The organism is Prevotella sp. E9-3, assembly GCF_022024015.1.
Taxonomy (GTDB): Bacteria; Bacteroidota; Bacteroidia; order Bacteroidales; family Bacteroidaceae; genus Prevotella.
The window spans coordinates 1,040,076-1,051,618 of record NZ_CP091786.1 but is presented as its reverse complement, the minus strand read 5'-3'; the positions used below and the strand labels follow the sequence as shown (position 1 = coordinate 1,051,618).

The 11,543-nt window shown below is 43.5% G+C and carries 9 protein-coding genes; 6 read left to right on the top strand and 3 right to left on the bottom strand.

Going from position 1 to position 11,543, the window contains the following annotated elements:
• Nucleotides 1–27: 27 nt before the first annotated feature.
• From L6475_RS03785 to L6475_RS03770, 4 genes are all read left to right on the top strand, one after another.
• Entirely contained in the window at nucleotides 28–1,086 is a 1,059-nt protein-coding gene (locus tag L6475_RS03785; protein WP_237822647.1) for a DUF4973 domain-containing protein, read from the top strand.
• A 92-nt stretch (nucleotides 1,087–1,178) separates the two neighbouring features.
• Nucleotides 1,179–3,467 carry a GH92 family glycosyl hydrolase gene (locus L6475_RS03780; RefSeq protein ID WP_237822645.1) on the top strand — a complete coding sequence of 763 codons (2,289 nt, stop codon included), beginning with the start codon at nucleotides 1,179–1,181 and terminating at the stop codon, nucleotides 3,465–3,467.
• Nucleotides 3,464–5,683, top strand: coding sequence for a glycoside hydrolase family 76 protein (locus L6475_RS03775; RefSeq protein WP_237822643.1), 2,220 nt, complete (start codon nucleotides 3,464–3,466; stop codon nucleotides 5,681–5,683). Before L6475_RS03780 ends, L6475_RS03775 begins: the two co-directional genes overlap by 4 nt.
• On the top strand, nucleotides 5,680–7,272 hold the full coding sequence (locus L6475_RS03770) for a glycoside hydrolase family 76 protein (RefSeq protein ID WP_237822641.1): 1,593 nt from the start codon (nucleotides 5,680–5,682) through the stop codon (nucleotides 7,270–7,272). Before L6475_RS03775 ends, L6475_RS03770 begins: the two co-directional genes overlap by 4 nt.
• A 53-nt stretch (nucleotides 7,273–7,325) precedes the next feature.
• Here the strand turns inward: L6475_RS03770 and L6475_RS03765 are convergent, their stop codons facing one another.
• The 3 genes from L6475_RS03765 to L6475_RS03755 are packed head-to-tail and all read right to left on the bottom strand — an operon-like array spanning nucleotide 7,326 to nucleotide 9,726.
• Nucleotides 7,326–7,997, bottom strand: coding sequence for a YggS family pyridoxal phosphate-dependent enzyme (locus L6475_RS03765; protein WP_237822638.1), 672 nt, complete (start codon nucleotides 7,995–7,997; stop codon nucleotides 7,326–7,328).
• Complete coding sequence (locus L6475_RS03760) at nucleotides 7,997–8,476, bottom strand: DUF4494 domain-containing protein (protein WP_237822636.1); 480 nt, start codon at nucleotides 8,474–8,476, stop codon at nucleotides 7,997–7,999. Before L6475_RS03760 ends, L6475_RS03765 begins: the two co-directional genes overlap by 1 nt.
• An 8-nt stretch (nucleotides 8,477–8,484) precedes the next feature.
• A complete protein-coding gene (locus tag L6475_RS03755) occupies nucleotides 8,485–9,726 on the bottom strand; it encodes a serine/threonine-protein kinase (RefSeq protein ID WP_237822634.1) in 1,242 nt (413 codons plus the stop codon).
• 193 nt (nucleotides 9,727–9,919) lie between these two features.
• Between L6475_RS03755 and L6475_RS03750 the strand changes: the two genes are divergently transcribed.
• The gene (locus tag L6475_RS03750; protein ID WP_027449457.1) at nucleotides 9,920–10,288 is read left to right on the top strand and encodes a response regulator transcription factor; all 369 of its coding nucleotides are present in this window, start codon (nucleotides 9,920–9,922) and stop codon (nucleotides 10,286–10,288) included.
• Nucleotides 10,289–10,329: 41 nt separating this feature from the next.
• Nucleotides 10,330–11,535, top strand: a complete 1,206-nt coding sequence (locus L6475_RS03745; RefSeq protein ID WP_237822632.1) for a sugar transferase — start codon at nucleotides 10,330–10,332, stop codon at nucleotides 11,533–11,535.
• Nucleotides 11,536–11,543: the final 8 nt, after the last annotated feature.

Here is an 11,543-nt window from a genome sequence, read left to right as displayed (position 1 = left end):
GTAATTGATAATTGAAAATTAATAATTATGATTAGTAAGAATATTATTAAATATATGCTGGTTGGTACAGTGTGCTGTGGTTTTTCTGCAGCACTCACCAGCTGCAACGACGAGTGGAAGGACGAGCAGTACGAGAAGTACATCAGCTTTAAGGCTCCACTAAACGACAATGGTGTTACAGCCGTTTATGTTCCTTACTCTCGCCACAACGATGATGGTAGCCTGATGTATGGTCAGGAAGGTAAGTCATCATACGATTTGCCCGTGATTGTTGCCGGTACCACTATTAACAGCAATAATCTGTCAATTCAGGTTGGCCACAGTGATACGCTCGACATTCTGAACTACGAGCGCTTTGGTAGTACTGAATACCGTTCGGATATTGTTGACCTGTATTACAAGGATATGAGCAACTATGCTGAATATCCTGGCACAGTACAGATTAACAGTGGTCAGGACGTTGGCCTGCTGCGTATTAACTTCAACTTCAAGAACATTGACATGGTTGAGAAATGGGTACTCCCTATCGAAATTAAGAAAGGAGAAGGCTATGAGGCTCACCCACGTAAGAACTACGCAAAAGCTATGCTTCGCGTATATCCTTACAATGATTACTCTGGCAACTACTCAGCTACAACACTGAAAGTGACCAATGCAGCCGACCCGAACAATGCAACCGGTATGGAGACTGCACGTGCCTATGTTGTGGATGAGAGCAGTGTATTCTTCTATATGGGCAACATCGACGAAACACGTGTTGACCGTCGTTTCTACAAGGTAAAGTTCAAGTTCAATCCCACATCGGCTGATGGCAATGAAGGCACAGTGACACTCACTGCCGACAATGCTGCCAACAACAATTTCGTACAATACGGTATTGCCCAGTATCGTATCTACGAACAAGCCGACGAAGTACAGCCTTATTTGATGCACCACTACGTAATCATCAGTGATATTTCATATTCCTACACTGACTACACTTCAGTAGAGAATTACGCAATGGATTACTCCGTTCAAGGCAACTTGACTCTTGAACGTCAGCTGAACACGCAGATTCCGAACGAAGATCAAGCCATTCAGTGGTAATCTTAATTTATAAAAAATTCAAATTTTGGCCATTATTCCTTGAATTTTGGCCAAAATTTGATTAATTTTGGCCAAAATTCCAAACTAACAAAATGAAAAGACTTCTTATTAGCCTATTTATTACATCGTCTTTAACCATCAATGCCGCCACAGAACCTGTTGATTTCGTTAGCACATTGGTTGGCACATTGTCTAAGCACTCTCTTTCTACTGGTAACACCTACCCTGCTATTGCTATGCCTTGGGGTATGAACTTCTGGACACCTCAGACAGGACGCATGGGTGACGGTTGGCAATATGTATATACCGAAGACAAGATTCGCGGTTTCAAACAAACCCATCAGCCTTCACCATGGATAAATGACTATGGTCAGTTCTCTATTATGCCAATGGTTTCTGGACCTGATCATGATTTCTATAATGAGGACAAGAGAGCCAGTTGGTTCTCTCACAAGACCGAAGTGGCTACACCTTATTATTATAAGGTATATCTTGCAGACTATGATGTGTGGGCAGAAATCACCCCGACCGAACGTGCTGCCATCATGCGATTCACATTTCCTGAGACGACCAAGGCCAACGGAATTGCACGTATCGTAGTGGATGCTTTCGACAGAGGCTCAGCAATCAAATACGATGTAAATAAAAATACTATTACCGGCTATAGCACTCGCAACAGCGGTGGTGTACCACAGAATTTCCGCAACTATTTTGTCATGCAGTTTGACACACAGTTCCAGTTCTGGGGCATTCAAAAGGATGACAAGACCTTTACAGGTACTGAAGCCAGCGGAAATCATGTTCAAGCCATGGTTGGCTTCAACACAAAGAAAGGTCAGCAAATCACAGTTCGCGTAGCCTCATCATTCATTAGCGAGGAGCAAGCATGGCAGAACTTGAAAGAACTGGGCAACCGCTCGTTCGATCAGGTATGTGCTGCTGGTCGTAAACAGTGGAACGATGTGTTAGGCCGCATCGAAGTAGAAGACAACGATATTGATCACCTGCGCACTTTCTATAGCAGTCTGTATCGTTCAGTACTCTTCCCCCGTTCATTCTATGAGATAAATGCTCAGGGCGAACCTGTTCACTATAGCCCCCACACAGGCGAGGTATGCCAGGGCTACTATTTCACCGATACCGGTTTTTGGGACACCTTCCGTTGTTTGTTCCCCTTGCTGAATCTGGTATATCCTGAGATGAATGTAAAGATGCAGGAAGGTCTTGTGAACTGTTACAAGGAGAGCGGATTCCTTCCTGAATGGGCAAGTCCTGGTCATCGCGGTTGCATGGTGGGCAACAACTCTGCCTCTGTTGTAGCTGATGCCTATCTGAAGGGGCTGAACGGTTATGACATCGAAACACTTTGGAAGGCTGTTGTACATGGTGCCAATGCGGTTCATCCTCAAGTAGGCTCAACAGGACGTATGGGCTATGAATACTATAACAAGCTTGGCTATGTGCCCTACAACGTTGGCATCAACGAAAATGTGGCCCGCACACTGGAATATGCCTACGACGACTGGTGTATCTACCAATTAGGTAAGAAACTTGGCAAGAAGGAGAAGGAACTGAAACCCTTCAAGCAGCATGCTCTGAACTACAAAAACGTATTCGACAAGGAAACAAAACTGATGCGCGGCCGCAATGAGGACGGAACCTTCCAGACACCTTTCTCACCACTGAAATGGGGTGATGCCTTTACTGAAGGTAATGCATGGCATTATACATGGTCTGTGTTCCACGACCCAGAAGGCCTCATTCAACTGATGGGTGGTAAAGAGACTTTTGTACAGATGCTCGACTCTGTGTTCAATGTACCTCCCTATTTCGATGACAGCTACTACGGTGGAGTGATTCATGAAATCCGTGAGATGCAGATTATGGGTATGGGCAACTATGCACATGGTAATCAGCCCATCCAGCACATGATTTACCTGTACGACTGGGCAGCTCAGCCCTGGAAGGCTCAGCAGCATATTCGTGAGGTGATGGACCGTTTCTACAATGCCGCTCCCGATGGATATTGCGGTGATGAAGACAACGGCCAGACGTCAGCATGGTACGTGTTCTCGGCTATGGGATTCTATCCTGTATGCCCAGGTTCAGGCCAGTATGCAATAGGAACTCCTTACTTTAACCACATAAGGCTCCACCTTTCAGATGGAAAGACATTGACTATTGATGCCAATGGAGTAAGCAATCCATACATCGGTTCAATGTCGTTCGACGGTCAGGCTTATGATCGCAATTACCTTGATCATACCCAATTGATGAAAGGCGGACATATTGTCTTTGACATGCAGGCACAGCCAAACCGTCAGCGTGGTATTAGTAAGGATGCTGCCCCCTATTCATTCTCTAACGAACTTAAAAAATGAAAAAGCAACTATTACTACTGTCACTTGCAATTGCAACAGGCTATGGTTCAACCACAGCCCAGAAGACGCTTACCGATTACAGCTTCGTAGATGATTGTACCTACGAAGCTGTAGGCTTTGAATCTAATCTTGCCGATCTGTTCGACAAGAACGACCTCACTGTATTCGACTTGCCACAATTGGCAGGAACTGAAGAAATCATCCTGAAAGCCCGGCGCCCGTATGTACTGAAAGGTTTTTCGGTAGTTAGCGCTGATGATGCTCAACGCGACTTGAAGTCTGTACAACTGTTGGTTTCAGCTGATGGACAGGAATGGAAGAGCGTTCGTACTTACACGCTTACATATACAGGTCGTTATCGCGAGCGTCAGATGAACGGAGGTCCCAGTGGAGGCTACACCTATTTCAAGTTTGTCCTGAAACAGGCCTCTGGATCAAATGGCGTACGAATTGCCGACATCCAACTACAAGGATATCCATACGTGGACGATGAGAATATTGCAACTCCTTCCAATGGTACTATTACCGGTTCTACAAAAGCGAGGAATGTTAACAATCTCATTGACAATGATGCTACCACAATGGCAGAAATAACTAATGCCGACCGTGAACAGATAGACAATTTCAACGGTGAAAAGCGCTACAACGGAATCATTAACGCATGGTATCAGTATGAGTTTAACGAGCCAACGGCTATCAAGGGTTATTCCATCGGAATGACCAACACTTCTAACAGAGACCGCCGGCCTAATTGCTGGGAGCTTCAGGCTTCTAACGATGGCTCTGAGTGGGTAACACTGGACATTCAGCATAACGCTCTGTCAATGACTATTGACTACTACGAGCAGTACTATCCATTAGGAACTGCAGGCGCACGTGTCAACTATGCAGATGTGGCAGACCGCATGCTCAAGTTCTGTGAAGAGCAACTGGAACGCAAACAAGGAACTTCAGGTATCTACTGGATTTGCGACTGGTCTATTGATCCAGGAAAATGCAATGAAGACTGGGGTGGCTACTGGTGGGCAGCACATGCTATAGATAACTATGTAGATAACTACAATCGCACCAAATCCAGTTCAAAGCTTTCTAAGCTGACTCAGTTGGTGACTGGAACTCGTGCTCGTAATGGCAATACACTCATCAACCATTTCTATGACGACATGGAATGGATGGCATTAGCACTGTTGCGTGGATGTGATGCCAATTCTAGTTTAAATCGCTCCTATTTCAATCAGGTGAAAACCTTATTTGATGATATAACGGGCGGATGGTCAGATGTTGATGGCGGCGGTATTCACTGGAACAAGAACAAGGAAGGTGACGGCAAATACAAGACCTCTTGTTCAAATGCTCCTGCCATGATTCTCGCAGCTCGCCTCTACCAGCACACTGAGGAAGAGAAATACCTTACATGGGCAAAGCGCATCTACGAGTATATGCTAGATCACAACCGTTTCCCTGATGGTGTCATTAAAGACAATCCACAGAACAACGATCACGAGGTAACCTTCTCCTACAACCAAGGTACATGGGTTGGCGGATTGCTGGAACTATACAAGATTACCGGCGAGGAGCACTATCGTAAGACAGCGACCGACCTGATGGACCTGTTGCTCTTCGGAAAATGGTATTCGCCAAAGGGCATCATGAACGAACGTCAGAATTACAACCAAGATGACGGCGGCCTGTTCAAAGGAATTTTCGTGAGATATTTGACTCAATGGATTCTTTCCGGCAAACTGGATCAGGACCGTCAATTCCGCTACACCAAGTGGCTGTTGGAACAGGCTCGTTCTGCAGAACTCGCTGCATTAAACAAGACATGGTTTGTCCTGAAACACTACTGGACCGACCAGTACGATTTAACCAAAGAAGTACATGACACATCACGCCAGCAAACGGGTATGATGCTGATGGAAAGTATTGACGAACTGCGCCGCGCAGGTCTCCTGAACGACGATTACAGTTTGAAGAATCCTAATTTCGGTAAGGCTTTCAAATATTATCGTCTTGCCATCACCGAGACTCAAGGCTCTTATGACATCATGTTAGGCTCATGGAAACTTATTGGTGAAAACGCTGCCGGCATCCCATCAGTTTCATATACTAAGAAAGAGTCTCAAAATACTTATAACCTTCTTGGTCAACCTGTTGAGAACAGCAGCAAGAAAACTATACTCATCAAGAATAATAAGAAATATATTGCTAAATGAAAAAAATCATCCTATCACTTATATTAGCCGTTGGCATTGGATCTGCTTCGGCTGATACTTCGTATGACACAGCTATACAAGATTTAAGACGTGCAATCGAAATGACCGATGCCACTATGCAGCGTTCATTTACGGGTAGTTCTTCCGACATGCGCATGTACGACCTATACGACCTGAGTAAAGAGCAAGGTATTGGCACCGCCGACGTATGGCCTTACACAGCTGCATTGGAGGCCCACTGCTCAGTATTACAGGCACTTGAAGCCATTCGCGAGAAAGAGCCCAAACTGTATGAAGACAATCACAATCGTTTCGTGACACGTTTGAAACAACTGTACAATTCACTCGACTTCTATCGTGGTACCTATACGCTCAATTCTTATGCACAAATTAACAATTGGAGCATCTATGGTGTACACCGTGGCGGTTCAAAAGGAACAGCAGCCGTAACAGGCATCGAGAATGTGTATGATGACCAAATGTGGATCTGCCGTGAGTTAGTACGTGCCTACAAACTTACAGGCGACAACGACTATCTCAAGAAAGCTGAGTATTTGGCTAATTACTGCATAGACGGTTGGGATTGTTGCCTTGATTCAAAAGGAAATGAGTATGGTGGTATTTCGTGGGGACCTGGTTATAACTCCAAACATTCCTGCTCAAACGGTCCTATCATCCAGCCTCTTGTTTGGCTTTATGAAATCTACAAGACAGATGATGAAAAAGCCAACCTGCGCTATTACTACATTCTGCCCGATGGAACACGTACCAACGAAATGCGCAAGCACTCTGAAGTATATCTGGAGATGGCAAAGAAAGTTTACGCATGGCAGAAAGAAAAGTTGCTCAACAAGTCAACAGGTGTTTACTGGGACATGTTGGGAGCTGTTAAAGGAGAAATCCAATATGTTGGCGAAGGACGAAACAAATATCGTGACCATGTTGATAGCCATGGCCCTTCGGGTACAGCATTCACCTACAACACAGGAACGATGCTGGCTGGTACAGCCGAGTTGTTCCGTGTAACTGGCGAGCAGGATTATCAAACAGATGTTGATGCACTTTCCAAAGCCAGTTGGAACAACTTTGCCAAAGGAAAACGTATCAGTGGTGTTGTATATTATGAATGGCCTACAGACAGCAAAGCGGAGGAAGGATTCAACGCATGGTTCGACGATGTACTGATGCGAGCCTATGTTGACGCCGCTCCTTATAACGCAACAACCTACAATAGCAAGACCTATGCTGAGAATGCCCTACTGTCTTTCCAGCAGAATCTTGACTATGCGTTTGACAACTTCCAAAAGCAGTCGATGCTTCCTATTAACCTGTTGGGAGGTTGGAGTGTAAGCACTGGCGATGAAAACGTAACCAAAGGTTTCCATCAATTTGCTTTTGCCGCTGAATATGCCATGCTTGCCGTATGGCATCTACAACAATCAGCATCTGCTGCTATCATGCCCACAAAGCATGATAGCAGCAAGAATGCTGCAAAGACTTACGACCTGTCAGGACGTCCTGCTGATACAGCGACTCACCGTTCACATACAGGTATCCATATCATAACTGGAAAGAAATATATAAAATAGGCTTTCCTCTTATGCTGGAAAGCCTATTTTTCTTTATACGATCTACTTATAAATCAATAAACTCTTGGACCGAATATCTTTGTTCCTACTCGAACCATAGTACTTCGACATTGAACAGCAATAGGATAATCATCACTCATGCCCCATGAGCGTTCACAGAAAGCATCATCGGTGGCGAAATAATTAGATTTAACCTCATCAAAGAAAGATGCAGCCTGCTGAAACTCATGAGCAATTTGTTGTTCATCATCGGTATTCGAAGCCATCATCATAAGACCACAAATCTGAACATTCGGCATTTGTCGCCATTCGCCGCCTGCCAGCAGTTCACGGCAAGCATCAAGAGTAAGTCCATATTTTGTAGTTTCCTCAGCGATGTGCAGTTCCAGCAGCACCTTGATCACCCTATCATTATTGGCAGCCTGCTTCTGAATCTCGCGCAACAACTTTAGGGAATCCACAGCCTCAATCATTGTGATATAGGGAGCAATGTATTTCACCTTATTTGTCTGCAGATGTCCGATGAAATGCCATTCGATATCCTTGGGGAGCGCCTCGTGCTTCTGACGGATTTCTTGCTCGTGGCTCTCGCCGAATACGCGTTGCCCCTCTTCATAGGCAGCCATGATATATTCGGCAGGATGGAATTTACTAATAGCAACGAGGCGCACACCGGCAGGAAGTCCGGAAAGCACCTCGTGTAATTTTTCTTTAACGTTGTACATTATCCTTCGAACTCAGGTTTATCGTCCTGTTCTTTCTTCTTGTACTCAAACACATCCATAAGTGTTGTCTCAGCTACAGAGGCAATCACATAGTCAATCATTGTGCCGCCCATCACTTCATCAATATTCTTTACGGCTCCATTCAAAGTTCCAGCCTGAACCAGATAGTTTACGCTTGAACGTTTTTCTTTTTCCGTTTTCTCATCGATAGTGATAAACTGCAACTTTGTCTTATACCAACGATCAGCCAATTCTTCGTCGCTAAAGAAAATTTCCTTATATGCTGCACGCTTGATATCGTTGACTTCAAATTCGCCACTAATATAACTGGACATTTCTTCCATAATACGCTGCTCAGCTTCAGTAAACGACAGGGCATCAACCACGTATGTTTCTACGACTTTCTTCTGCAAGCCATCCTCCATGGTTTTCTCATAGCGAATCTTGCATTCAAACCAATTTGCTGTTCTGCTTCTCATTTTTTTATTTATTCTTTATTTACATTTGGTGTCATTGCTTTTTCTTTCTCAGAGATGATGTGCCCTATCACCTCAGAAGCTATACGATCAGCCGCAGCATCAGAGATACCCGTTTCTTCAGCCAATTCATTCTGAAGTTTTACGAGTTCTTCACTCATGGCAGAGCTGGTTGCCCTGAAAGTCTTCTCAGAGGCGTTCATACTTTCACTATTATAGACCTTTGAAAGTATTCCGTCAGCCTTCATTGCCAAGCGCTTACGGAATATCTCCTCAGCCTTTTTCATATAATCGTCAATCACTTTCTGCTCTTCGGCAGTAAGAGTATCCACCTCATCACTATCACCTACTAATACCTCATCAAACTCTGGGTCATATCCATCAGCATACTCATCGACAGGAGGTGTTTTTGGAGCCGCTTCAATAAACTCTCTTTCTTCTGTTTGGGGAGTAAGCTCAAAATACAATCCAATACATACAGCTGAAATAATCAAAGCCGCAACAAGCATTATGAAAGAGCGCTTCTTGTCATGCAGACTGTTCAATTGCTTCATCATCTTTTCTGCCGATGCGAAACGATGTTGAGGATTTGCCTGCATAGCTTTTTCTGCTACCTTCTTATATTCATAAGGCAGATTTCCCTGACGGAAAATCCAAAGAATCAGTTGTCCTAAAGAATAGATATCACTTTGAGCCGTTGCTACTCCATCATTTTTAAGCTCAGGGGCAATAAAATCATCCAGATCTTCAAACAAGCTCATTTCATTGCGCATACCGCTAAAGGCTGAGCCATGAAGTAATAACATCGGCATATTATCGCCTTTTCTAATAAAAACATTACGAGGAGAGAAACATATATGATATACCGACCTCGCATGTAGCTGCTCCATTATAGTTAACAGCCCTTCAACGACCCCATCTACAAATTCCGACTGAGCTACTAGTGCAGGAGTGGTTTCAAGCGTCTGTTCAAGCGTCTGATAACTACCCTGTTCTAATTCCAGTTCCAGTATGCCATTATCGCCCTCCACAATCTCATAACGAAGTTGCTGCTTTGATTGCAGATGCAAACTGAACTTGCAATCGTCTTGAAGTCCTTGTCGGAAAGCAGGAATCGCTGACCACTTAGAGTCAATGACAAACACTTCCCGAAACTTTCCATCCTTCAATTTACGTTCGATTGAGCCAAAAGGAGTTTTAGCTGATTTTGCCTGATAGCCGCCATTGGCATTAAGAATTTCCTCGTAGGTCATTTTTTGATTTCTGAGTTCATTTAGGTTGGCAAAATTACGAAATTATTCATAAAGAAATAGTCAATTTAATAAGAAAAAAATGGCAAATAGTATTTTTTTATTATAATTTGCAGGTTGTTACAAGTTTTTTTTCTACCTTTGCACTACATAAACTTAAAATGAATCTTAAGATTTTTAAAGACTAATTTCATATATGAAGAAAAAAATTCTTATTCTTGATGACAAAGAGACAATCGCGAAGGTTCTCTCCATCTACTTGATGAGTGACTATGACGTTCAATGGTTGCCCGATGGTCTTCAAGGAGTTAAATGGCTTCAGGCAGGCAACACCCCCGACCTGATTATATCAGACATTCGTATGCCAGGCATGCGCGGCGACGATTTCCTGGAATGGATTAAGCAGAACGAACTTTTCCGTCACATTCCAGTTATCATGCTCTCAAGTGAAGACTCCACAAGCGAGCGTATCCGCTTGCTAGAGATTGGTGCTGAGGACTACATCGTGAAGCCCTTTAACCCAATGGAGTTGAAGATTAGAGTCAAGAAGATTCTCCCCAATTAATCTATTGCGTTACCATACGCAGACCTTATTTTTTTCTACTAATGATAGGTATTGTGTACTTGGGGAACAATCCCCAAACGGAAGAACGTCTTAAATACATTCCTGGTCGTCAAGTCCGATTGACCAAGAACTATAAGGAAGCTGCCTTAGCGTGTATCTCACGCATGCCAAACGAGCATTTCATCGTATTCTACGAGAAGAATGTTCGTACTGAAGACGTAACAGCGATTACCTACCTGCGCAAGAACTGCAAGAATGTTTATATTATTCTGCTGACCACTCCCATGACTACAGAAGAACGCCAGGTATATCAGAAGTGCGGTATCAATGACACCCTGGACCTAGGTGCTTCAGTAACAGACTTAAACAAAAAGCTGCAGTTCATTTGCGACCGTGAGAGTTTGTTGTTCGACAATGAAGTTTCAAAGCAAAAGATACTTCGTTTCAAAATTCCTGTATGGAAACGTTCTTTTGATATTATTGTATCTTTCTTTGCAATTATTTTTTTATCACCTATTTTAATTATTACAGCGCTTGCCATTAAGATTGAAGATCCAAAGGGTAAAATACTGTATAAATCAAAACGAGTAGGTACCAATTACACTATATTTGACTTCTTAAAGTTCCGCTCAATGTATAGCGATGCGGACAAGCGACTGCATGAACTAAGCAAGACAAACAATCAGTATGCAGAGCAGAATGTCGAGAACCCGAAGACTGTCATCACATCACCATTAGGCGAAAAGGCTGAACAAATGATGTTTGAAGAAGGTCTCGAATCGGAAATGATGATTAGTGATGATGAGGTAATGCTTGTCGGAGATGATTTTGTCGTTTCGGAGACAGACTTTAATAAGCAGAAAGAAGATGATATCAACAATGCTTTTGTAAAGATAGAAAACGACCCCCGAATCACTAAAGTTGGTCGTTTCATCCGTAAGACAAGTATTGATGAATTGCCACAACTTTTCAACATTCTGAAAGGCGACATGTCTATTGTTGGTAATCGTCCGCTTCCACTGTATGAAGCAGAGAAACTGACAGCAGATTCCAGCATCGACCGTTTCATGGCTCCTGCAGGACTCACTGGTCTTTGGCAGGTAGAGGAGCGAGGAAAAGGTGGAAACATGTCTGCCGAAGAAAGAAAACAACTTGACATTCTATACGGTCAGACCTACAATTTTGCGCTTGACATGAAAATTATCTGGCGTACATTGTTTGCATTCGTTCAGGCCGAGAACGTTTAATATATAGA